This window comes from Erwinia sp. CGal63 (assembly GCF_037026505.1).
Taxonomy (GTDB): domain Bacteria; phylum Pseudomonadota; class Gammaproteobacteria; order Enterobacterales; family Enterobacteriaceae; genus Erwinia.
Genome location: NZ_JAKUMN010000001.1, coordinates 1,580,285 through 1,603,107, shown reverse-complemented (window position 1 = coordinate 1,603,107; position 22,823 = coordinate 1,580,285). Strand labels below are relative to the sequence as shown.

Here is a 22,823-nt window from a genome sequence, read left to right as displayed (position 1 = left end):
AGATCATGAACCTGTTGAAATCCCTGGCAGCGGTCAGTTCGATGACCCTGTTTTCTCGCGTGCTGGGTTTTGCGCGCGACGCCATTGTGGCAAGAGTTTTCGGCGCGGGAATGGCTACCGATGCCTTCTTTGTCGCTTTTAAACTGCCGAATTTGCTGCGCCGCATCTTTGCCGAAGGCGCTTTCTCGCAGGCTTTTGTGCCGATCCTCGCGGAATATAAAAGCAAGCAGGGCGAAGAGGCAACGCGAGTTTTTATCGCTTACGTCTCGGGCCTGCTGACGCTGGCGCTGGCGATTATCACCGTCGCCGGGATGTTCGCCGCGCCCTGGGTGATCTTAGTGACCGCGCCGGGCTTTGCCGATACCGCCGATAAATTCGCGCTGACCTCGGCGCTGCTGCGGGTGACTTTTCCCTATATTCTGCTGATTTCGCTGGCCTCGCTGACCGGCGCCATTCTGAATACCTGGAACCGCTTCTCTGTACCGGCCTTCGCGCCAACGCTGCTCAATATCAGTATGATCGGCTTTGCGCTGTTCGCCGCGCCGCACTTTCATCCGCCAGTGATGGCGCTGGCCTGGGCGGTGGTGGCCGGTGGCGTTTTACAGCTGGGCTATCAGTTACCGCATCTGAAGAAGATCGGTATGCTGGTGCTGCCGCGTCTGAATCTGAAAGATGCGGGCGTCTGGCGGGTTATGCGGCAGATGGGGCCAGCGATCCTGGGCGTGTCCGTTAGCCAGATCTCCCTGATTATCAATACCATTTTCGCTTCGTTTCTGGTTTCCGGCTCCGTTTCCTGGATGTACTACGCCGATCGCCTGATGGAGTTCCCGTCCGGCGTGCTGGGCGTGGCGCTGGGCACCATTCTGCTGCCTTCACTGGCGAAAAGTTTCGCCAGCAACAATCATGATGAATACAACCGGCTAATGGATTGGGGGCTGCGGCTCTGTTTCGTGCTGGCGCTGCCGAGCGCGGTGGCGCTGGGTATTCTGGCTAAACCGTTAACCGTAGCGCTGTTTCAGTACGGGAAATTCTCCGCTTTCGATGCGGCCATGACCCAGCGCGCGCTGGTCGCCTATTCGGTCGGCCTGATGGGCCTGATCGTAGTGAAAATCCTGGCGCCGGGCTTTTATTCGCGGCAGGACATTAAAACCCCGGTGAAAATCGCTATTGTCACGCTGATTATGACGCAGCTGATGAACCTGGCCTTTATCGGCCCGCTGAAGCATGCCGGCCTGTCGCTGTCGATCGGTTTGGCGGCCTGCCTCAACGCCTCGCTGCTTTACTGGCAGCTGCGTAAGCAGAAGATTTTCCTGCCGCAGCCGGGCTGGTTCAGCTTTTTGCTGCGTCTGGTGCTGGCGGTGATCGCTATGGCGGCGGCGCTGGTGGGAATGATGTGGATAATGCCGGAATGGGCGCAGGGCAATATGCTGATGCGTCTGCTGCGTCTGGCGGCGGTCTGCGCAGTAGGCGGCGGCGTCTACTTCGCCGTACTGGCGCTGCTGGGTTTCCGCGTGAAGGATTTTGCGCGCACGACGGCGGTCTGACCACCCGCTAACGCTTAACTCCTTCCTCAGGGTCTGACTGGCGCAGGGACGCGCCAGCAGGAACCCTTTCACGGCGCGTCCGCATTGCAAAGCGTTCCTGAATGTCCGGCAATCTTTCTTAAAAAAGAGAAACGCAAAAAGGGCTATCTGAGTAGCCCTTTCACTGCGTTCGAGCGCTTAAACCTTGCGGTTGATAAAGCTGCTTGAGGTCGCCTGGCCGTTCGGGCCATAGAATTTTTGGGTCTGATAAGGCTTTAAGACCTCGATCGCCTTTTCTGTAAAGGTGATCTGGTGATTAAGCAGCATGCCGTTATGCAGATTGGTGTCGCGCAGTTTTACCGTCTGCTCCTGCAGGGCAGCCCAGCGACGAGCCAGATCCGGCTGGCCGCTGTAGGGCGCGTGCAGGCCCGTCTCTTTATCAGCGTCGCGGCGCAGCTGCTCAAGGAAATTGAGCGTCGCCAGCAGCGAACTTTTATCTTCCGTAATACGTTGCAGCAGGCTGCTGTTGATCTGACCGCCTGAGAGCTGCTGCTGCTCTGCCGCCATTACGTCAGCCAGACTTTTCAGGACTTCCAGCATTTTATCAAGCGCGTTCAACAGTTTATTCATTTACCTGATTAACCTTCTAAAGAGTCTCTGGCCTGCTGAATCAGGGCATCGGCGATTTTGCCGGTATCCATCTTCAGTTCGCCGTTACGGATGGCGCTTTTCAGCTGCTCAACGCGCGCAGTGTTGATATCCTGCGAGCTCGCTTTGGTCAGCTGTGCCTGGGCGCCGCTCAGTACTACCTGAGTACCTGATTCGGTTGCTTTTGTTTCAACTTTCTGCGCCTTCGGCGTCGTCGCTTCGGGAAGTTCGCGAGGCTGTACGGTGCTCGCCGGCTTCATCGGTTGCGTTCTGTCAATGCTCATATCTGGCTCCTGTTTGCTCAGGCAAATGCGGCCTGAATGACTCAAGTGTACGACTTCTGTTATTTACACTATCGGCAGAACTGAAGCCATCTTTAACGCTTTATAGCGTTATAAGAATATTCCCATCCGAGCCAATTTTGCCGCTAACTATCTGGCCGGAGTTCAGGCGAACCCTGACCGCCTGCGCGACGGTGGCGTTGTTCATCGCCCGGCCTTCGCTGGCGACGTTGAAGCCGTCGCCGCTGGCGATCACGTTGACGTTATCGCCAGCTTTCACGCGCCACGGCTGACGCACCATCATCATGGTCAGCGGCTGGCCCGGCATAATATCGCGAAGCGCGATACCGTCGGCGACATCTGCGGCGTTGATGACCGCTCGCGCCGGCAGCGTATCCAGCCGCCCATGCTGCACTTTCACATCGTCGGCGGTCAGCGCAGTGCCGCGTATCACCTGCCGCGCCGCCACCAGATAATCGCCTTCAACCTGTACCTGCACCTGCAGATAGCGCCGGTTCTGGCCACAGTTGGCGGCCACGCTCATGTTGCCCCACATCCGGCTATTGCCCGGTAAGGAGAATTGTGGAGCTTCACAGGCGGGCCACTGCGCCTGCGGCGTCCTGACCACCACGCTCAGGGTATCGGCACCCTGGCCGGTTTCCCCATAGCGAGTTTTAAAAAATTGATTGAGCTGGGCCGTTAAGTCGGCGGCGCTGGCGTTCATCGCCATCATGCCAAGACCCATCAGGAAGAGAGTTAAACCACGCATTTTTTCATCCTCGCTACAACATGGCGACGATTCTACTGATGGCGCCGCAAAGTCAAGGCGCAAATTAACGACGCTTTTTAGCGCTATTCCAGCGATAAGATTATTCCTAACGCGCTTATTCTCTCCCCACTGAATTTTCAATTGCGGAGGAAGCATGCTCGACAAACTTGACGCGGCACTGCGGTTTAACACCGAAGCGCTGAACCTGCGCGCTCAGCGGCAGGAAATCCTGGCATCCAACATCGCGAACGCGGATACCCCAGGCTATCAGGCGCGCGATATCGATTTTGCCAGCCAGCTGAGCAAAGTGATGGAGCAGGGCCGTGCACAGGGAGCGGGCATGTCGCTGGCCGTGACATCGGCACGCCATATTGCCGCCCAGTCATCGGCGCCGGCCTCGATGGATCTGATGTATCGCGTGCCTGACCAGCCTTCGCTGGACGGCAACACGGTGGATATGGATCGCGAACGTACCGAGTTCGCCGATAACAGCCTGAAATATCAGACGGATTTAACCGTCATCAGCGGGCAGATTAAAAGCATGATGTCCGTTTTACAGGGGCAATGATAAATGGCTTTACTGAACATTTTTAATATCGCCGGCTCGGCGATGGCTGCCCAGTCGCAGCGCCTGAACGTCAGCGCCAGCAACCTGGCCAACGCCGACAGCGTGACCGGCCCGGACGGCCAGCCTTATGTGGCGAAGCAGGTCGTGTTTCAGACCGACGCTGCACCTGGTGCGGCAACCGGCGGCGTACGCGTGGCGCAGGTGGTTGACGATCCTACGCCGGCGAAGCTGGTCTACGAACCGGGCAATCCCATGGCCGACGCGAAGGGCTACGTCAAAATGCCAAACGTCGACGTGGTCGGGGAAACGGTTAACACCATGTCGGCGTCGCGCAGCTACCAGGCCAACGTCGAAGTCCTTAACACCGTTAAACAGATGATGATGAAAACCCTGACGATGGGTCAATAAGGAAGAGACAGATGGGCATTACCGTTGGCGTTAATGAGTCACTTGACAACACAGCTATTACTTCCTCGTCGTCGACCACCGATAAAACGGCGGCCGACCTGCAAAGTAACTTCCTGACCCTGCTGGTCACGCAGTTAAAAAACCAGGACCCGACGAATCCGATGGATAACAGCCAGCTGACTACCCAGCTGGCGCAGATCAATACCCTGAGCGGCATTGAGAAGCTGAACACCACGCTGGGGTCTATCTCCGGCCAGATCAACAGCTCGCAGTCGCTGCAGGCTTCAACCCTGATCGGCCACGGCGTGATGGTCAACGGGTCACAGGTACTGGTAGGCAGCGGCCAGACCACGCCGTTCGGCGTCAGCCTGGAACAGGCTTCCACGGCGACCACGGCGACCATTACCGATGCATCAGGCAAAGTGGTGCAGACCATCAACCTGGGCAGCTTAAGCGCTGGCGTCCATACCTTCTCCTGGGATGGCTCATCGGCGGACGGCACCACGGCGGGCGACGGCAAATATAACGTCGCCATCAGCGCCAGCAACGCCACCGGTCAGCTGGTCGCGCAGCCGTTGAATTACGCATTAGTCAGTGGGGTTACTAACGACACCAGCGGTGCCGTTCTGGACCTCGGCACGATGGGCACGACTACCGTCGCAAACGTTCGTCAGATTATTTAACTTAACCCCCCGATTCAGGAATACACACATGGCATTTTCTCAGGCAGTCAGCGGCTTAAACGCAGCATCCAGCAACCTGGACGTTATCGGCAACAACATCGCCAACTCCGCAACCGTGGGCTTTAAGTCCGCGACCGTTTCTTTCGCCGATATGTTCGCCGACTCCAAAGTGGGTCTGGGCGTGAAAGTGGCTGCGGTAACTCAGGACTTTAACGACGGCACCACGACCTCCACCAGCCGTGGCCTGGACGTGGCGATCAGCCAGGCTGGCTTCTTCCGTATGGCCGACGCCAGCGGCGCTGTTTACTACAGCCGTAACGGCCAGTTCACGCTGGACGCTAACCGCAACATCGTTAATGCCAACGGCCTGCAGCTGACCGGCTATCCGGCGACCGGCACGCCTCCAACCGTGCAGACCGGTGCCAACCCGGTAGCGCTGAGCGTGCCAACTACCGCCATGGCGGCGAAAGCCACCAGCACCGCAGCGCTGGTCGCTAACCTGAACTCTACCGACAGCGTGCCGACCACCACGCCGCTGGATATCAACAACACCAGCTCTTACAACAGTAAAGCGTCAATGACCACTTATGACTCGCTGGGTAACGAGCACAACCTGAACCTGTACTTCACCAAAACATCTGACAATAACTGGACTGTTAACGTGAAAGACGGTAGCGCGGCGGATCCGACGGCTGATGTGGGCACCTTTAACATGTCCTTCGACAGCAGCGGTCAGATGACTTCAACCGCGACGCAGGCGATTACCCTGGGGGGCCTGAACGGTTCAGCGACCACTAACTTTACCCTGAGCATGGCCGGCAGCCAGCAGCAGAACACCGGCACCAGCACCTTCGGCAACCCGACGCAGGATGGCTACAAGCCTGGTGAACTGACCAGCTACCAGATCAACAACGACGGCACCGTAGTGGGCAACTACTCCAACGAGAAAACCCAGACGCTGGGTCAGATCGCGCTGGCTAACTTCGCTAACCCGGAAGGCCTGAAGTCTGAGGGCAACAACGTCTGGTCGGCGACCGCTTCTTCCGGCCAGGCGCTGGTAGGTCTGGCTGGTACAGGCAACCTCGGTACGCTGACTGCGGGCGCGCTGGAGTCTTCCAACGTCGACCTGAGCAAAGAGCTGGTGAACATGATCGTCGCACAGCGTAACTATCAGTCCAACGCTCAGACTATCAAAACCCAGGACCAGATCCTCAACACCCTGGTCAACCTGCGTTAATTCGGCTAACAGGATCGTCTTATGGATCACGCGATATATACCGCAATGGGGGCTGCCAGCCAGACCCTCGAACAGCAGGCCGTCACGGCGAACAACCTCGCCAACGCCTCCACGCCTGGCTTCCGTGCGCAGCTGAACGCGCTGCGCGCCGTGCCGGTACAGGGCCAGTCGCTGCCGACCCGTACGCTGGTCACGGCTTCAACGCCGGGATCGGATATGACGCCGGGCGCGATGGACTACACCGGACGCTCGCTGGACGTCGCCGTGCGTCAGGATGGCTGGCTGGCGGTGCAGGCTGCCGACGGCACCGAGGCCTACACCCGCAATGGCAACATGGAGCTGAACAACGCTGGCCAGCTGACCATTCAGGGCAAGCTGGTGATGGGTGATGGCGGGCCGATCGCCGTGCCGCAGGGCTCGGAGATCACCATCGCCGCTGACGGAACTATCACCGCGCTGAATCCGGGCGATCCGCCGAACGCCACTGTCCAGCTGGGCCGCCTGAAGCTGGTGAAAGCCACCGGCTCAGAGGTAACGCGCGGTGACGACGGTTTATTCCGTCCAACCGGAAACGTGCAGACATTACAGGCCGATCAGACCATTCAGGTGATGCCTGGCGTGCTGGAAGGCAGCAACGTCAGCTCCACACAGACCATGGTCGATATGATCGCCAACTCGCGCCGCTTCGAGATGCAGATGAAAGTGATTTCCAGCGTCGATGAAAACGAACAACGCGCTAACCAGCTGCTGTCAATGAGCTAAGAGCAGAGAAAACAACATGATTAACTCTTTATGGATCGCCAAAACCGGACTTGACGCTCAGCAGACCAATATGGACGTCATCTCGAACAACCTGGCCAACGTCAGCACCAACGGCTTTAAGCGCCAGCGCGCGGTGTTCGAAGACCTGATGTACCAGACCGTCCGCCAGCCTGGCGCGCAGTCTTCAGAACAGACAACGCTGCCTTCCGGTATGCAGCTGGGTACCGGTACTCGTCCGGTAGCCACCGAGCGTCTGCATACTCAGGGCAACCTGAATAAAACCGACTCATCGAAAGATGTGGCGATCAGCGGCCAGGGTTATTTCCAGGTGCAGATGCCGGACGGCACGCTGGCCTATACCCGTGACGGCTCTTTCCAGACTGACCAGAACGGCCAGCTGGTGACCAACGCGGGCTTCCCGGTGCAGCCGGCTATCACTATCCCGGCCAACGCCCTGAGCATGACCATCGGTCGCGACGGTACGGTTAGCGTAACCGTTCAGGGTCAGACCCAGCCGACGCAGGTAGGCCAGCTGACGCTGAGCACCTTTATCAACGACGCCGGTCTGGAGAGCAAAGGTGAAAACCTTTACCAGGAAACCCAGGCTTCAGGCGCGCCGACCGACAGCGCGCCAGGCAACAACGGCGCGGGCCTGCTCTATCAGGGCTACGTTGAAGCCTCCAACGTTAACGTGGCGGAAGAGCTGGTCAGCATGATCCAGACCCAGCGCGCCTATGAGATCAACAGCAAGGCCATCAGCACTTCCGATCAGATGCTGGCCAAGCTGACCCAGCTGTAATACAGAGCGTGACGGCCGGGTTCGCCCGGCTTAATAAAAGCATTTAAATAAAGAGAGTTATCCATGGCGAAGCAAATTTCAGTGCCTGGACGTTTGTTGGTAGCAACGCTGCTCCTGACGCTTAACGGTTGTGCTTTAGTTCCACGTAAGCCTCTGGTGGAAGGTTCGACAACGGCCCAGCCGCTGGCCGCTTCGCCGCCCGTGGTTAACGGCTCCATTTTTCAGGGCGTGATGCCGATGAACTACGGCTATCAGCCGCTGTTCGAGGATCGTCGCCCACGTAATATCGGCGATACGCTGACTATCACCCTGCAGGAAAACGTCAGCGCGAGCAAAAGCTCGACGGCATCCGCAGGTCGCGACGGTAGCGCTTCTCTGGGCCTGACCGCCTTGCCTTCCGCCATGACCGGCCTGCTGGGCGGCGACAAAACCAATATCGACGCCAGCGGCAAAAACACCTTCGCAGGCAAGGGCGGCGCGACGGCGAACAACACCTTCACCGGCACCATCACCGTGACCGTGAACCAGGTATTGCCGAACGGCAACCTGAAGGTGGTCGGCGAGAAACAGATTGAGATTAACCAGGGTACGGAATTTATCCGCTTCTCGGGCGTGGTCAACCCGCGCACCATCAGCGGCAGCAACAGCGTAGTTTCGACCCAGGTGGCGGACGCCCGCATTGAGTACGTCGGCAACGGCTACATCAACGAGGCGCAGACGATGGGCTGGCTGCAACGGTTCTTCCTGAACCTGTCACCATTCTAAGAGGTTAAAATGCGTAAGTTTATTTTCCGGTTTACCCTGGCCGTGCTGGCCGCAGTCAGCACCTTTGCCCACGCCGATCGCATCCGTGATTTGACCACGGTCGGCGGCGTGCGCGACAACTCGCTGATCGGCTACGGCCTGGTTGTAGGTCTGGATGGCTCCGGCGACCAGACTACCCAGACGCCGTTTACCACGCAGAGTCTGAACAACATGCTGTCGCAGCTGGGCATCACCGTGCCAAGCGGCACCAACATGCAGCTGAAAAACGTGGCGGCGGTCATGGTTACCGCCAAACTGCCCGCCTTTGGCCGTCAGGGCCAGGTGATTGACGTGGTGGTTTCCTCTATGGGTAACGCCAAAAGCCTGCGCGGCGGCACGCTGCTGATGACCCCGCTGAAAGGCGTGGACAACCAGGTCTATGCGTTGGCGCAGGGCAACATTTTGGTTGGCGGCGCGGGCGCTTCCGCCGGCGGCAGCAGCGTGACGGTCAACCAGGTTAACGGCGGCCGCATCACCGGCGGCGCTACTATCGAGCGCGAGCTGCCGAACAGCTTCGGCGCCTCCAACGTGATTCAGCTCTATCTGAACCAGGAAGATTTCAGCATGGCGCAGCGTATCGCCGACGCCATCAACGGCCGCTACGGCTCCGCCCAGGCGCTGGATGGCCGTACCGTTCAGGTGCAGGTTTCCGCTAACGGCACGTCGCAGGTGCGCCTGCTGGCCGATATTCAGAACATTGATGTCTCTGTGCCGGTTCAGGACGCGAAAGTGATTATCAACTCGCGCACCGGCTCGGTGGTAATGAACCGCGAAGTGATGCTCAGCTCCTGCGCTATCGCTCAGGGCAACCTGTCGGTGACGGTAAATCAGCAGCAGAACGTCAGCCAGCCGAATACGCCGCTGGCCGGTGGTCAGACCGTGGTGACGCCACAAACGCAGATCGACCTGCGTCAGAGCGGCGGCGCGCTGCAAAGCGTCAACGCCAGCGCCAACCTGAATAGCGTGGTGCGTGCGCTGAACGCGCTGGGCGCAACGCCAATCGACCTGATGTCTATCCTGCAGTCAATGCAGAGCGCGGGCTGTCTGCACGCCAAACTGGAAATTATCTGATGAGCAACGCCCAATCTCTGGCAGCGGCGGCTTACGACAGCCGCTCGCTGAATGACCTGAAACGCCAGGCTGGCAACGATCCTAAAGCGCATGCGAAGGAAGTGGCTAAGCAGGTAGAAGGCATGTTTGTACAGATGATGTTGAAGAGTATGCGTGACGCGCTGCCGAAGGATGGCATGTTGAGCACAGAGCAAACGCGTCTTTTTACTTCGATGTACGATCAGCAGATTGGGCAGCAGATCGCCTCGAAAGGACTTGGCCTGGCCGACATGATCGTCAAGCAGATGGAGCAGGCGCAGACGCCCGATGAAAAAGCGGGCACCGTGCCGATGCTACTGGATAAAAACTACATCAACACGCTGCCGCCGCTGGCGATGGCGATGGACGCCGAGCAGGAGAGGATTGTCCGCAAAGCCGTGCCTCGTTTGCCTGCGGCCTCGTCGGATATGGCGCTCAGCGGCGACAGCAGCGACTTTATCGCCAAACTGACGCAGCCGGCTATCGAAGCCAGCGCCGGCACCGGTATTCCTCATCACCTGATTCTGGCGCAGGCCGCGCTGGAGTCCGGCTGGGGACAGCGGCAAATCCTGACTGCGGAAGGCAAGCCGAGCTTTAACCTGTTCGGCATCAAGGCGACTTCAAGCTGGCAGGGCAAAACCACCGAGATCACCACCACCGAATATGAGCACGGCGAAGCGAAAAAGGTGAAAGCCAAATTCCGCGTTTACGACTCCTATTTCGATGCGCTGAACGACTACGTGAAGCTCATCGCCAACAACCCGCGCTACCAGGCGGTGACCACCGCGGCCACGCCGGAGCAGGGTGCGAAAGCACTGCAGGCGGCAGGCTACGCAACCGATCCGAAGTATGCGCAGAAGCTTGTGGGAATGATCCAACAATTCAAGAACATGGGTGAAAAAGTGGTGAAAGCCTATACCCAGGATATCGGTGATTTGTTCTGATTTTGCGCTCAAGTTTGTCTTATTTTTGCCGATAACCTTTTAAAGCCGACGCTGCGTCGGCAACCGATTGTAATGCCGGCCCGTGCTGGAGCGATAAGGAACCGACATGTCTAACTTGATTAACACCGCTTTGACCGGTATCAACGCCGCTTCGGCCGCGTTGAACACCACCAGTAACAATATCAGCAACTACAACGTTGCCGGCTACTCGCGCCAGACGACGGTTCTTGCTCAGGCAAACAGCACGCTGAACGGCAAGCAGTACTACGGCAACGGCGTAACGGTAGCCAGCGTCAACCGCGAATACGACGCTTTTATTACCAATCAGCTGCGTACCGCCAGCTCGCAGTCGAGCGCGTTGACCACGCAGTATACGCAGCTCTCGAATATTGATGATGCTTTTTCCAGCACCACCAACACGCTGTCAACGACCGTGCAGGATTTTTTCGCCTCGCTGCAAACGCTGACAAGCAACGCATCCGACTCTTCGGCGCGTCAGGCTGTGTTAGGGAAAGCGAACGGACTGGTAAACCAGTTTAAAGTTACCAACACCTATCTGAGCAACGTGGACAGCAGCCTGAATACCTCGATCACCTCTTCGGTGGATCAGATCAACGGCTACGCCAAACAGATCGCCAATATCAACCAGCAGATTATCAAGCTGAAAGGCGCCGGTGCGGGCAACGAACCCAACGATCTGCTGGATCAGCGCGATCAGCTGGTCAGCGACCTGAATAAAATCGTCGGCGTGACCGTCAGCCAGCAGGATGGCGGCAGCTATAACATCAGCATCGGCAACGGTATTTCGCTGGTGCAGGGCGACAGCTACAACAAGCTGGCCTCGGTTTCATCCAGCAGCGATCTGACCCGCAAAACCGTCGCCATCGTGGATTCCACCAGCGGCAAAGCCAGCGAGATCCCGGAAAGCCTGATCACCACAGGTTCGCTGGGCGGCCTGCTGGCTTTCCGTACCGATCTGGACAACACCCGTAACCAGCTTGGTCAGATGGCGATGGCGCTGGGCGACAGTTTTAATACTCAGCACGAAGCGGGCTACGACAGCAACGGCGACGCGGGCGAGGCTTTCTTTAATCTTGGCGGCCCGTCGGTGAGTTCAAACAGCAACAACAGCCAAACGGCCTCCTTGTCGGCGGCGTGGACGGATACCAGCAAAGTTCAGGCCTCCAACTACACCGTAAGCTACGACGGCAGTAACTGGAACGTTAAGCGTCTTTCCGACAGCGCCAGCGTAACGGCGACGGCGGGTACCGATGCCAACGGCAACAGCACGCTGAGCTTTGACGGCCTGCAGTTAACGGTAAGCGGCACGCCGACGGCGAAAGACAGCTTCCTGGTCAAGCCGGTGGCGAACGTTATCACCAATATGAGCGTGAATATCAGCGACGAGGCTAAAATTGCCGCCGCCGATGCCGATAACGGTGTCAGCAACAACAACAACGCCCAGTCGCTGCTGGATCTGCAGACTAAAAAAGTCATTAATGGCAGCAGCACGGTAACTCAGGGCTACGCCAGCATGGTTGCCGATATCGGTAACAAAACCAGCAACCTGGAAACGACCAGCACCACGCAGACTAACGTGGTGACGCAGCTGACCAATCAGCAGCAGTCCGTTTCGGGCGTAAACCTGGATGAAGAGTATGGCAATCTGACGCGCTATCAGCAGTACTACACCGCCAACGCGCAGATTTTACAGACCGCCCAGACCATTTTTAACGCGCTGATCGGCGCCGTCAGCTGATTTCGCAGAAGGAAAACATCATGCGCTTAAGCACCACGATGATTTATGACCAACAGATGCGCGGCATTTCGGATTCGCAGGCCAGCTGGCTGAAATCCGGCGAGCAGCTCTCTACCGGTAAGCGAGTAAACAGGCCGTCGGACGATCCGGTCGCGGCCGCCCAGGCCGTGGTGCTGTCGCAGGCGCAGGCGGAAACCAGCCAGTTCAAAACGGCGCGGACTTTCGCCACCAGCAGCCTGGCGCAGGAAGATACCAACCTTTCGCAGGTAACCAGCGTTATTACCCAGGCGCAGACGGCGGTTGTCGCCGCTTCTACCGGTACGCTGTCTGATGAAGACCGCGCGACCTACGCCACCACGCTCACCAGCCTGCGCGATCAGCTGATGAACCTGGCGAACTCTACGGACGGCAACGGCCGCTATATTTTCGCCGGTTATAAATCGGATACGGCGCCGTTCACTCAGGACGCCAGCGGCAACGTGACCTATAACGGCGGCGATACGGCTATCACCCAGAAAGTGGACGCCAGCCGCGTGATGACCACCAGCCATACGGGCAGCCAGGTCTTTACCTCGCTGACCAGCAACGCCACGCCAGAGCCGGACGGCAGCGCCAGCGAAAGCAATATCTTCACCACGCTGAACACGGCGATTAACTCGCTGAAACAGCCGCTGGCGGACGCGGATGCCGCTACTAAAGACGCGGCGGCGGCGGATATGGCGAAGGCTAACCGCGGCCTGCGTAACTCCATGAACAACGTGCTGAAAGTGCAGTCGGAAGTGGGTACGCAGCTGAACGAGCTGGATAACATTGAATCGAAAGCGGACGATACCACGCTGAATCAGTCCACGCAGATGAGCAGCCTGGTTGACGCGGACTATACCAGCACGATTTCGGCCTACACCATGAAGCAGGCTGCGCTGCAGGCTTCGTATAAGGTGTTCAGCTCAATGTCGCAGATGTCACTGTTTAAAATGAATTCTTAAGTTTACCCATTTGGACGCGCTTAAACCGGGTGCGTCCGTTTTTCCCCGTTTTCAGAGTAACCTCCTGACGACGGGTTTTTTTTGCCTGTTATTCTGTTCACTCCACGTCCAGCGGCGCGCCGGTGGTATAAAAATGTTTTCCGGCAATATAATGAAGGCTACGCCACTCCTCGTCCGCTTCTTCAAACAGCCAGTGACCTTCCCGAAATATCCGGCTATCAGCCCAGGCGCTTTTGATCTCGCCAATGAATAGATCATGATCTTGCTGATTCTGTGCAACAGGGATCAGTTCGCAATAAAGCCAGGCGGCGCAGTCGGCAACCAAAGGCGGAACAATTTCCGGCAAAGAAAAAAGCGTGACGCCTGACAGCGAAAGTTTATCCTGCTGATGATGGCGGGAATGGGTGCCGAGATAATGGACAAGGCTGGCCTGACTGGCTTTGGGAACCTGAATGACAAATTGTCCGCTTTTTTCAATCAGGCCGCGAGTGAAAGCGCTTTTATCCAGTACAACCGTCAATTTAGCCGGCTTAAAATCCAGCCCGCAAACCCAGGTCGCGGCCATCACGTTTTCGACGCCGTGATGACTGGCCGAGACTAATGTTGTCGGGCCGTGGTTAATAAGTCGCCAGGCTTTATCGAGTTCAACAGGTTTAAAAAACTCGTTCATTGGACATCCTTTAACTATCAAAACGCATTAATGAATAAAATCGGTGCGGTCGAGCCTGTCAACGGTAGCGACAAGGCTATCCGTAAACCGGTTGCCGGAGAAGGGAGCATAAAAAAAGCCCCGGTCAGTGACCAGGGCTTTTTATTAACGACGAGGCGTTACTCCGGGCGCGTTGCCGGTGCCGTAGCCTGATGCGTGGCAGCGTGGCCGCCAGCAGAGCCTTTGCCCTCAAAATTAAAGGCAGGGCGTACCCAGTCGCTGCGGCGCGCAGGTTCCGGCTGATAAGCTGGCGCAGGCGCTTTGGTCATTGGCGCAGTAGCGTGATGCTTAAAGGCCGTTGCATTAGCGGTTTGCGCTGCTGAAGCTTCAGACTGCACGGGCGCTGCTGCCGTTTGCGCCGGACGAGCCGGTGCCGCAGAGGCCATCGCGCTGCGCTGCGCTGAAGCCTCAGGCGTAGTAGCAACGGGTTCCACAGGGATGGCTGGTGCAGCCACGCCTGTTTGCACCACGTTTTCAGCCTGAGCCTTCACGGCTTCTTCTGACTGTGCCGGAACAGCGGCTTCTGGCTGCGGCTTAACGGCTTCTTCAGCCTGTGCCGGAACAGCGGCTTCTGCCTGTGGCTTAACGGCTTCTTCAGCCTGGGCCGCTGGCGCTTCAACCGAAGCTGGCGCGGTTACCGGAGCCGCTGCGGCTTCAGAAGCGGCGACAGGTTCGTCACGGGCGGCAACCGGCGCGTGCGGCTCAGAAGTCACTACAGGCTCGGCGGCGGCAACCGGTGCATTAAGCACTTCTGCGACCTGCTGCTCGGTTTCCGCGCTGACGTCGGCGGCGGCAGACTGGCTGACCGCTTCCTGCGCAGGCTGGACTTCTTCCGCGTCGCTTTCCGCTGGCTCTGCAGCCGGGAAGGCTTGCTGAGCCACTTCCTGCGCAACCTGCTCATCGGCAGCTGAAATCACGGCAGGCTCTTCATTCACCGGTGCGGCGATGGCGGCGCTGTCGTCTGCTGCCGGCGCTTCGACCGCGGCGGCTTCTACAGCGTTTTCCGGCGCAACGGACTGCGGCTCGGCGATCTGCACCGGCTGAGTCTCTTCCTGTACTGCCTGTGGCAGGCTTTCGGCTGCTGCGACAACGGCTGCGGCCGCGTCCTCGTGACCGTAATCCGGCACCACAGACTGCTCAACCTCGTGGTTATCGGAAACGTGTGCAACCGGGTAAGAAACCCATACCTTGCCTGAAGCCATTTCCGGCGAAGCGGCGGCAAAGGTCAGCGGCATCGGCGACTGGTTCGGATAACGCTCGTCACGGTAGCGACGACGACGCTGGCCGCTGACGCGCAGATGGCGCGGCGAACGGCGTGAGCGACGCGGCATACTGTTGCTGTCGCGCTCTTCTTCTTCCGACTCGACGATATCCACCGCTTCGCTCAGCGCAGGCTGCTGCTGTTCTGCTGGCGCAGCAGGCTCTTCCGGAGCAAAGGCGCGGGCCGCGGTCTGTTCAGCGGTTTCGATACGCACTTTCTGGTTCAGCTGGCGCGGTTTGCGACGCGGCATCACCTGAACCTGCTCTTCGGCCTGTTCCACTGCGGCTTCTTCCGGCTGCGCAACTTCTGCCGTTTTCTCTTCCTGGGCGGCCAGACGCTTCTCTTCCTGACGGCGTTTACGCTCGGCACGCTGTTCACGGCGCTGCTGCTGCTGCTCTTCACGCTGCTGGTTGCGAGCTTCTTCGCTTACCGGCGCATCGCTTTGCGGCGCGGCGTTGCGCTTGTTGCGACGGTTCTCTTCGCGGGCTTCCGCCTGCGGATCGCTGTCGCGCACCATACGCTCGTTACGATTGTTGTTACGCTCGTTACGGTTATTATTGCGTTCGTTGCGCTCGCCGTTGCGTTCGTTGCGGTCGCTGTTGCGTTCGTTACGCTCGCCATTACGGTCGTTACGCTCGCCGTTGCGCTCATTACGATCGCCATAGCGATCGCCGTTGTTACGGTCGCGGCGGTTATTCTGACGACGGTTGTTGCGGCGTTCGCTGCGCGGCTGCGCGGCTTCCGGCGCTTTTTCCTCTTCTGGCGCGGCAGCAGGCTGCGGCTGTTCAACAGGCTTCTCTTCGCCCGCAAACATTTTTTTCAGGCCGCGGAAGAAGCGTCCAACCAGACCTTCGCTGGCGGCAGGCGCGGCAGCGGGCTGTGGCGCTGCTGCTGCTACCGGCTCAGCCGTCGCTTCCGGCGTGGGTTCATGAGGAACCGGCGGCGCATCCGGCATGACAAACGCGGCCAGAGCCGGTTGCTCAGGACGTCTGCGCTCGGCATGCTCTTCTTCAGAAGGCAGCGCCATTTCGGCTTCGTGCAGCTTCGGCAGGTGATAGCTCAGGGTCTGCGTCTCTTCGCCGCTGCGCACGCGCAGCACGGAGTAGTGCGGGGTTTCCATCTGATCGTTAGGTACGATAATGGCGCGCACGCCGCCCTGGCGTTTTTCGATAGCGCTGACCGCTTCACGCTTTTCGTTCAGCAGATAAGAAGCGATCTGCACCGGAACAATAGCGTGAACTTCTTTGGTGTTCTCTTTCAGCGCTTCTTCTTCAATCAGACGCAGAATAGAGAGCGACAGGGATTCGTTGTCGCGAATGGTGCCGGTACCGCTACAGCGCGGGCAGACGTGATGGCTGGACTCGCCCAGCGACGGGCTGAGGCGCTGACGCGACATCTCCAGCAGGCCGAAGCGGGAAATATGGCTAATCTGAATACGGGCGCGATCCTGACGAACCGCTTCGCGCAGGCGATTTTCTACCGCGCGCTGGTGGCGAACCGGCGTCATGTCGATAAAGTCGATAACGATCAGGCCGCCTAAATCACGCAGGCGCAGCTGACGAGCAATTTCATCGGCCGCTTCCAGGTTGGTATTGAAAGCCGTTTCTTCGATATCGCCGCCGCGGGTTGCGCGCGCGGAGTTAATATCGATTGCGGTCAGCGCTTCGGTGGTATCGATAACGATAGAGCCGCCGGAAGGCAGACGCACTTCACGCTGGAAGGCTGACTCGATCTGCGATTCGATTTGATAGTGGCTGAACAGCGGGATTTCGCCGGTGTAGAGCTTGATTTTGCTGCTGAAATCCGGACGACCCAGCGCGGCGATATGCTGGCGAGCCAGCTCCAGCACCTTAGGGTTGTCGATCAGGATTTCGCCAATATCCTGGCGCAGATAGTCGCGGAAGGCGCGCACGATAACGTTGCTTTCCTGATGGATCAGGAAGGGAGCAGGGCGGCTGTCGGCGGCTTTTTTAATCGCTTCCCAGTGCTTCATGCGGAAGCTGAGATCCCACTGCAGCGCCTCGGCGGATTTGCCGACGCCTGCGGTACGAACAATCAGACCCATGCCTTCCGGCAGCTCCAGCGCGGAAAGCGCCTCTTTCAGCTCGGTGCGGTCATCGCCTTCGATACGGCGTGAAATGCCGCCGGCCCGCGGATTGTTCGGCATCAGTACCAGATAGCTGCCTGCCAGGCTGATAAAGGTGGTCAGCGCCGCGCCTTTGTTGCCGCGCTCTTCTTTATCGATCTGAACAATGACTTCCTGGCCTTCACGCAGCACGTCTTTGATATTTGGACGACCGTGAGAGGAGTAGTTGCTGGGAAAGTTTTCGCGGGAGATTTCTTTCAGAGGGAGAAAACCGTGCCTCTCGGCGCCGTAATCAACGAAGGCGGCTTCAAGGCTGGGTTCGATGCGGGTAATCTTACCTTTATAGATGTTGGCTTTTTTCTGTTCGTGTCCGGGGCTCTCGATATCCAGATCGTACAGACGCTGTCCGTCCACAAGGGCGACACGCAACTCCTCCTGTTGAGTTGCGTTGATCAACATTCTTTTCATCGTAACTTACTCATTATTCTTACATTAGTGACAAAGCTACGGGCATAGTAACGCTGGACGCGTCAAACCGACGACCCCGGGTCTCGTCGCAAAGCCGTCAACCTCCCGGTTGTCGCCAGCTCAAGGGGCGCAAATCTCGGTAGCCTGCTTTTCAACTGGAAAAACAGCGCGTTTATAAAGAGGGGGAACCGCCAGTGGTAACCAGAGTGAACCTAACCCGTCTTGTCGTCCAGGCTGCAACCCGCAGCCCGCTAAATGCCTGATCGCACAATACGTCTTACGCCATTGCTGCGTGTATGCGCTATCCGGCAAAATTTCTTATAACGCTATTCTCTTGTTTCACATACATTGAGCAGTAAAACGGAATCATTATTCCACTGCTAAGCTTGTGATAGCAAGGTGACTTTTCCCGCTCTGCGAAGTTTATTCCGGCAATTCAGACGATTTGTAGCGCTTTTCAGCAAATCGACTAAAAAACAGACGTAAACACTGTGCGGCAGCGGTCACTGTCAGTTAAGCACAGAAAAAGAAGTGGCGCTATGCTGACGCTCTATTTAGAATCGCCAACCATGAAAACCAATACTCCTGCAGTTCAGATTGTGACTATCGCCGCGGATGACGCGGGACAGCGCATCGATAATTTTTTACGCACGCAGCTAAAAGGCGTGCCGAAAAGCATGATTTATCGCATTTTGCGTAAGGGCGAGGTGCGGGTAAATAAAGGGCGCATCAAACCGGAATATAAGCTGGAAGCTGGCGATGAAGTTCGTATTCCGCCGGTTCGCGTCGCCGAGCGCGAGGAAGCGGCCGTTTCGCCTAAGCTGGATAAAGTCGCCGCGCTGGCGAACGCCATTATTTATGAAGACGATTATATTCTGGTGATGAATAAGCCTTCCGGCACGGCGGTACACGGCGGCAGCGGGCTGAGCTTCGGCGTGATCGAAGGGCTGCGGGCGCTGCGTCCGGAAGCGCGCTTCCTGGAACTGGTGCACCGGCTGGATCGCGACACCTCCGGCATTTTGCTGGTGGCGAAAAAGCGCTCCGCGCTGCGTTCACTGCATGAGCAGCTGCGTGAAAAGGGGATGCAGAAGGATTATCTGGCGCTGGTGCGCGGCTCGTGGCCTTCTCACGTGAAAGCGGTACAGGCGCCGCTGTTGAAGAATATTCTGCAGAGCGGCGAACGTGTGGTCAGGGTCAGCAGTGAAGGTAAGCCTTCCGAAACGCGCTTTAAAGTTGAAGAGCGTTATGAAAAAGCGACGCTGGTAAAAGCCAGCCCGATTACCGGACGTACGCATCAGATCCGCGTTCATACGCTGCACGCGGGCCATCCTATCGCGTTTGACGATCGTTATGGCGAAAGGGATTTCGATGCCCAGCTGACGGGTACGGGTCTGAAAAGGCTCTTTCTGCACGCGGCGGCGCTGAAGTTTACCCATCCCAATACGGGAGAAGTGATGCGGGTGGAAGCGCCGCTGGATGATGAGCTGAAGCATTGCCTGGCCGTGCTGCGCAAAACGGCTGTCGCTAAGTAAAGGTGCAGATATTATCGACAGCCTGTCAGCAATAACGCCGCCTCAGCGCGGCGTTATTTATTCACGCTAAAGGATCGACGCCCGCTTGCCGCAGCATTTCGCACAGCGCGATCAGCGGCAGTCCGACCAGCGTATTGGGATCGCGTCCCGATAATCTGTCGAACAGCGTGATCCCCAACCCTTCGCTTTTAAAGCTGCCGGCGCAGTTCAGCGGCTGCTCTTTATGAACATAATTAATAATCTCTTCCTCTGTTAATAATCTGAAATCGACGCTGAAAGGTTCGCAAACCACCGTTAGCTGAGTAGTGCGGCTGTCGAAAAGCGCCAGACCGGTATAAAAAATCACGCTATGACCGCTGGCCTGGCGCAGCTGCGCGCGGGCGTTCTCTTCGGTATGCGGCTTGCCGGTAATTTTGCCGTCGATTACGCATACCTGATCTGAACCTATAATCAGGTGATGCGGGTAGCTTTCCGCCAGCGCTCGGGCCTTGGCTGCCGCAAGGCGCTGAACCAGATCCGTCGCGGACTCGTTCGGCTGCGGCGTTTCATCCACGTCGGGCGCGGCGGTAATAAAAGGCATGCCCAGTTTCGTCAGCAGCGCTTTTCTGAAAGGGGAAGTCGAAGCCAGAACCAGCTGTGTCATAATTTTTTCCGGAATAGATAGCGCAGGAGTGCAGGACATTTTAAACTATGCGCCGCACTGGATGCGAATAATGGGTGAAAGATGCTGTTAAACGGCCTTTTTCTTTGACTCTATCTCGTTACAAAGTTAATATGCGCGCCCTATGCAAAAGGTAAAATTACCCCTGACTCTCGATCCGGTTCGCACCGCTCAGAAACGCCTGGACTACCAGGGCGTTTACACCCCTGAACAGGTGGAGCGTCTTGCCGAATCGGTAGTGAGTGTGGACAGCGACGTGGAATGTTCGATGTCGTTCGCGATCGACAACCAGCGATTAGCCGTGCTGAAAGGTACGGCGGCGGTTTCCGTCACGCTGTGCTGTCAGCGCTGCGGCCAGAACTTTCCGCATGCTGTCCACGTAACGTATTGCTTCAGTCCGATCGTCACTGACGAACAGGCGGAGGCACTGCCGGAAGCGTACGAGCCGGTCGAGGTCAACGAGTTTGGCGAAATCGACCTGCTGGCGGTGGTGGAAGATGAAGTTATCCTCGCCCTGCCGGTCGTTCCGGTGCATGATTCTGAACACTGTGAAGTGTCCGAGGCGGACATGGTCTTTGGCAAGTTGCCTGCAGAGGCGGAAAAACCAAACCCATTTGCCGTATTAGCCAGTTTAAAGCGTAAGTAATAGGAGTAAGGTCCATGGCCGTACAACAGAATAAACCAACCCGTTCCAAACGTGGCATGCGTCGTTCACACGACTCACTGACCACGGCTGCTCTTTCCGTAGATAAAGTTTCTGGCGAAACGCATCTGCGTCACCACATCACTGCGGATGGTTACTACCGCGGTCGCAAGGTCATCGTTAAGTAATCCACGGCCCAGCCGGCGATACTTTGACACGTTTGACCCTGGCGATTGATGCCATGGGCGGGGACTTCGGTCCCTGCGTGACAGTGCCTGCGGCAATGCAGGCACTGGCGTCCGATCCGCAGCTGCATCTTCTTCTGGTCGGCGAGCCCGACACACTCACGTCATTACTCGCAAAAGCTGATTCCAGGCTCCGGGAACGTCTGCAGATTATTCCTGCCGAGTCGGTTATTGCCAGTGATGCCAGGCCCGCGCAGGCGATTCGCCAAAGTCGCGGTTCTTCTATGCGCGTAGCGCTTGAACTGGTAAAAGAAGGGCGGGCAGAAGCCTGCGTCAGCGCGGGCAATACCGGCGCGCTGATGGGACTGGCCAAACTTGTGCTCGGCCCGCTAAAGGGCATTGAGCGTCCGGCACTGATGACCGTGCTGCCCAACACCCGGGCAGGTAAAACGGTGGTGCTGGATTTAGGCGCTAACGTGGATTCCGACAGCGCTATGCTGGTGCAATTCGCGATAATGGGGTCGGTAATGGCGGAAGAAGTGCTTAACGTCGACCGACCACGCGTTGCGCTGCTGAACATTGGCCAGGAAGAAACCAAAGGTCTGGAAACTATCCGGGACGCTGCCGCGGTTCTGCGGGATGCGCCGGAAGTTAACTATATTGGATACCTTGAAGGCAACGAACTTCTTACCGGAAAAACGGATGTCCTGGTGTGTGATGGTTTTATCGGAAACGTCACGTTAAAGACAATGGAAGGCGTAGTGAGAGTTTTTCTTTCGCTGTTGCAATCGCCAGAAGGTAAAAAAAGGGCCTGGTGGCTGTCGCTGCTGGGACGTTTATTAAAAAAACGTCTGTCCAGGCGCTTTGGCCACCTCAACCCCGACCAGTACAACGGCGCCTGTCTGTTAGGCTTGCGCAAAACCGTGGTGAAAAGCCACGGCGGCGCCAGCCAGCGCGCGTTCACCGCGGCGATAACACAGGCAGAGCAGGCGGTGCGGCGGCAACTTCCCGAAAGGATTGCCGCCCGCCTTGAAACTGTATTACCTAAGAGTGACTGAGCGGATATGTATACAAAGATTATCGGTACGGGCAGCTATCTGCCTGAACAGGTGCGGACTAACGCCGATCTGGAAAAAATGGTTGAGACGTCGGACGAGTGGATTGTCACCCGAACCGGCATCCGTGAACGTCGTATCGCTGCGCCAAACGAGACCGTAGCGACGATGGGCTTTCAGGCCGCCGAGCGCGCGCTGGAAATGGCGGGCATCGACAAAGACGATATCGGCCTGATTGTCGTCGCCACCACCTCTTCCAGCCACGCTTTCCCAAGCTCCGCCTGTATGATTCAGCAGATGCTGGACATCAAAGACGCCGCCTCTTTTGATATCGCCGCGGCCTGCGCAGGTTTCACCTACGGGCTAAGCATCGCCGATCAGTACATCAAAAACGGCGCGGTCAAAAATGCGCTGGTTATCGGTTCTGACGTGCTGGCACGTATGCTCGATCCTAACGATCGCGGCACTATCATTCTGTTCGGCGACGGCGCGGGCGCCGTGGTTCTGGGCGCCAGCGAAGAGCAGGGCATTATCTCTACCCATCTGCACGCCGATGGCCGCTATGGCGAGCTGCTAACGCTGGCCAATCAGGATCGCCAGAATCAGCAGCAGCCTTCCTACGTGACCATGGCCGGCAACGAAGTGTTTAAAGTGGCGGTCACAGAGCTGGCGCACATCGTTGAAGAGACGCTGCAGGCCAACAACCTCGAGCGCGAAGCGATCGACTGGCTGGTGCCGCATCAGGCTAACCTGCGCATTATCAGCGCTACCGCACGCAAGCTGGGCATGGAAATGGACAAAGTTGTGGTCACGCTGGATCGCCACGGCAATACTTCTGCCGCCTCGGTGCCTACCGCTCTTGATGAAGCGGTACGCGATGGCCGCATCAAGCCAGGCCAGCTGATCCTGCTGGAAGCTTTTGGCGGCGGCTTCACCTGGGGCTCGGCGCTGGTTCGTTTTTGA

At 57.7% G+C, this 22,823-nt stretch carries 23 protein-coding genes; 17 read left to right on the top strand and 6 right to left on the bottom strand.

Annotated features, from left to right (window positions below):
* Nucleotides 1-5 precede the first annotated feature (5 nt).
* Nucleotides 6-1,544: a murein biosynthesis integral membrane protein MurJ gene (gene murJ, locus MKZ79_RS07280; protein ID WP_336140947.1), complete on the top strand. Its 1,539-nt coding sequence runs from the start codon at nt 6-8 to the stop codon at nt 1,542-1,544.
* A 177-nt stretch (nt 1,545-1,721) separates the two neighbouring features.
* Here the strand turns inward: murJ and flgN are convergent, their stop codons facing one another.
* From flgN to flgA, 3 genes are all read right to left on the bottom strand, one after another.
* A complete protein-coding gene (gene flgN, locus MKZ79_RS07275; protein ID WP_336140946.1) occupies nt 1,722-2,153 on the bottom strand; it encodes a flagellar export chaperone FlgN in 432 nt (143 codons plus the stop codon).
* 8 nt (nt 2,154-2,161) lie between these two features.
* On the bottom strand, nt 2,162-2,455 hold the full coding sequence (gene flgM, locus MKZ79_RS07270) for a flagellar biosynthesis anti-sigma factor FlgM (RefSeq protein WP_336140945.1): 294 nt from the start codon (nt 2,453-2,455) through the stop codon (nt 2,162-2,164).
* A 100-nt stretch (nt 2,456-2,555) separates the two neighbouring features.
* A complete protein-coding gene (gene flgA / locus MKZ79_RS07265; protein ID WP_336140944.1) occupies nt 2,556-3,221 on the bottom strand; it encodes a flagellar basal body P-ring formation chaperone FlgA in 666 nt (221 codons plus the stop codon).
* Nucleotides 3,222-3,375: 154 nt separating this feature from the next.
* Between flgA and flgB the strand changes: the two genes are divergently transcribed.
* The 11 genes from flgB to flgL all read left to right on the top strand — a co-directional run bounded on the left by flgB (nt 3,376) and on the right by flgL (nt 13,260).
* Nucleotides 3,376-3,789 carry a flagellar basal body rod protein FlgB gene (gene flgB, locus MKZ79_RS07260; RefSeq protein WP_336140943.1) on the top strand — a complete coding sequence of 138 codons (414 nt, stop codon included), beginning with the start codon at nt 3,376-3,378 and terminating at the stop codon, nt 3,787-3,789.
* Between the two features lie 3 nt (nt 3,790-3,792).
* Nucleotides 3,793-4,197 (top strand): flagellar basal body rod protein FlgC, encoded by a 405-nt coding sequence (flgC, locus tag MKZ79_RS07255; protein WP_253454607.1) that lies wholly within the window; start codon nt 3,793-3,795, stop codon nt 4,195-4,197.
* 11 nt (nt 4,198-4,208) lie between these two features.
* On the top strand, nt 4,209-4,880 hold the full coding sequence (gene flgD / locus MKZ79_RS07250) for a flagellar hook assembly protein FlgD (protein WP_336140942.1): 672 nt from the start codon (nt 4,209-4,211) through the stop codon (nt 4,878-4,880).
* A gap of 28 nt (nt 4,881-4,908) precedes the next feature.
* Nucleotides 4,909-6,117: a flagellar hook protein FlgE gene (gene flgE / locus MKZ79_RS07245; protein WP_336140941.1), complete on the top strand. Its 1,209-nt coding sequence runs from the start codon at nt 4,909-4,911 to the stop codon at nt 6,115-6,117.
* Nucleotides 6,118-6,138: 21 nt separating this feature from the next.
* Nucleotides 6,139-6,879, top strand: a complete 741-nt coding sequence (locus tag MKZ79_RS07240) for a flagellar basal body rod protein FlgF (protein WP_336140940.1) — start codon at nt 6,139-6,141, stop codon at nt 6,877-6,879.
* Between the two features lie 16 nt (nt 6,880-6,895).
* Nucleotides 6,896-7,678 carry a flagellar basal-body rod protein FlgG gene (gene flgG / locus MKZ79_RS07235; protein ID WP_336140939.1) on the top strand — a complete coding sequence of 261 codons (783 nt, stop codon included), beginning with the start codon at nt 6,896-6,898 and terminating at the stop codon, nt 7,676-7,678.
* A 63-nt stretch (nt 7,679-7,741) separates the two neighbouring features.
* Nucleotides 7,742-8,443, top strand: coding sequence for a flagellar basal body L-ring protein FlgH (gene flgH, locus MKZ79_RS07230; RefSeq protein WP_336140938.1), 702 nt, complete (start codon nt 7,742-7,744; stop codon nt 8,441-8,443).
* A gap of 9 nt (nt 8,444-8,452) precedes the next feature.
* Complete coding sequence (locus MKZ79_RS07225; protein WP_336140937.1) at nt 8,453-9,553, top strand: flagellar basal body P-ring protein FlgI; 1,101 nt, start codon at nt 8,453-8,455, stop codon at nt 9,551-9,553.
* Entirely contained in the window at nt 9,553-10,515 is a 963-nt protein-coding gene (gene flgJ / locus MKZ79_RS07220; RefSeq protein WP_336140936.1) for a flagellar assembly peptidoglycan hydrolase FlgJ, read from the top strand. Before MKZ79_RS07225 ends, flgJ begins: the two co-directional genes overlap by 1 nt.
* Before the next feature lie 106 nt (nt 10,516-10,621).
* Entirely contained in the window at nt 10,622-12,274 is a 1,653-nt protein-coding gene (flgK, locus tag MKZ79_RS07215; RefSeq protein ID WP_336140934.1) for a flagellar hook-associated protein FlgK, read from the top strand.
* Between the two features lie 20 nt (nt 12,275-12,294).
* On the top strand, nt 12,295-13,260 hold the full coding sequence (gene flgL / locus MKZ79_RS07210) for a flagellar hook-associated protein FlgL (RefSeq protein ID WP_336140933.1): 966 nt from the start codon (nt 12,295-12,297) through the stop codon (nt 13,258-13,260).
* A gap of 97 nt (nt 13,261-13,357) precedes the next feature.
* Here flgL and MKZ79_RS07205 read toward each other — a convergent pair whose 3' ends face one another.
* Together MKZ79_RS07205 and rne are read right to left on the bottom strand one after the other, a co-directional pair.
* On the bottom strand, nt 13,358-13,930 hold the full coding sequence (locus tag MKZ79_RS07205; RefSeq protein ID WP_336140931.1) for a flavin reductase family protein: 573 nt from the start codon (nt 13,928-13,930) through the stop codon (nt 13,358-13,360).
* A gap of 158 nt (nt 13,931-14,088) precedes the next feature.
* Nucleotides 14,089-17,784 carry a ribonuclease E gene (gene rne, locus MKZ79_RS07200; RefSeq protein ID WP_336140929.1) on the bottom strand — a complete coding sequence of 1,232 codons (3,696 nt, stop codon included), beginning with the start codon at nt 17,782-17,784 and terminating at the stop codon, nt 14,089-14,091.
* A 569-nt stretch (nt 17,785-18,353) separates the two neighbouring features.
* Between rne and rluC the strand changes: the two genes are divergently transcribed.
* The gene (gene rluC / locus MKZ79_RS07195) at nt 18,354-19,316 is read left to right on the top strand and encodes a 23S rRNA pseudouridine(955/2504/2580) synthase RluC (RefSeq protein WP_336141374.1); all 963 of its coding nucleotides are present in this window, start codon (nt 18,354-18,356) and stop codon (nt 19,314-19,316) included.
* A 61-nt stretch (nt 19,317-19,377) separates the two neighbouring features.
* Here the strand turns inward: rluC and MKZ79_RS07190 are convergent, their stop codons facing one another.
* Complete coding sequence (locus MKZ79_RS07190) at nt 19,378-19,959, bottom strand: Maf family protein (RefSeq protein ID WP_336140928.1); 582 nt, start codon at nt 19,957-19,959, stop codon at nt 19,378-19,380.
* A gap of 142 nt (nt 19,960-20,101) precedes the next feature.
* Between MKZ79_RS07190 and yceD the strand changes: the two genes are divergently transcribed.
* Genes yceD through MKZ79_RS07170 form a run of 4 tightly spaced genes read left to right on the top strand, consistent with a single transcriptional unit; the run spans nt 20,102 to nt 22,823 of the window.
* Nucleotides 20,102-20,623, top strand: a complete 522-nt coding sequence (gene yceD / locus MKZ79_RS07185; protein ID WP_336140927.1) for a 23S rRNA accumulation protein YceD — start codon at nt 20,102-20,104, stop codon at nt 20,621-20,623.
* 14 nt (nt 20,624-20,637) lie between these two features.
* A complete protein-coding gene (gene rpmF, locus MKZ79_RS07180) occupies nt 20,638-20,808 on the top strand; it encodes a 50S ribosomal protein L32 (protein WP_004157101.1) in 171 nt (56 codons plus the stop codon).
* A 23-nt stretch (nt 20,809-20,831) separates the two neighbouring features.
* Nucleotides 20,832-21,863: a phosphate acyltransferase PlsX gene (plsX, locus tag MKZ79_RS07175; RefSeq protein WP_336140926.1), complete on the top strand. Its 1,032-nt coding sequence runs from the start codon at nt 20,832-20,834 to the stop codon at nt 21,861-21,863.
* A gap of 6 nt (nt 21,864-21,869) precedes the next feature.
* Nucleotides 21,870-22,823 (top strand): beta-ketoacyl-ACP synthase III, encoded by a 954-nt coding sequence (locus MKZ79_RS07170; RefSeq protein WP_336140925.1) that lies wholly within the window; start codon nt 21,870-21,872, stop codon nt 22,821-22,823.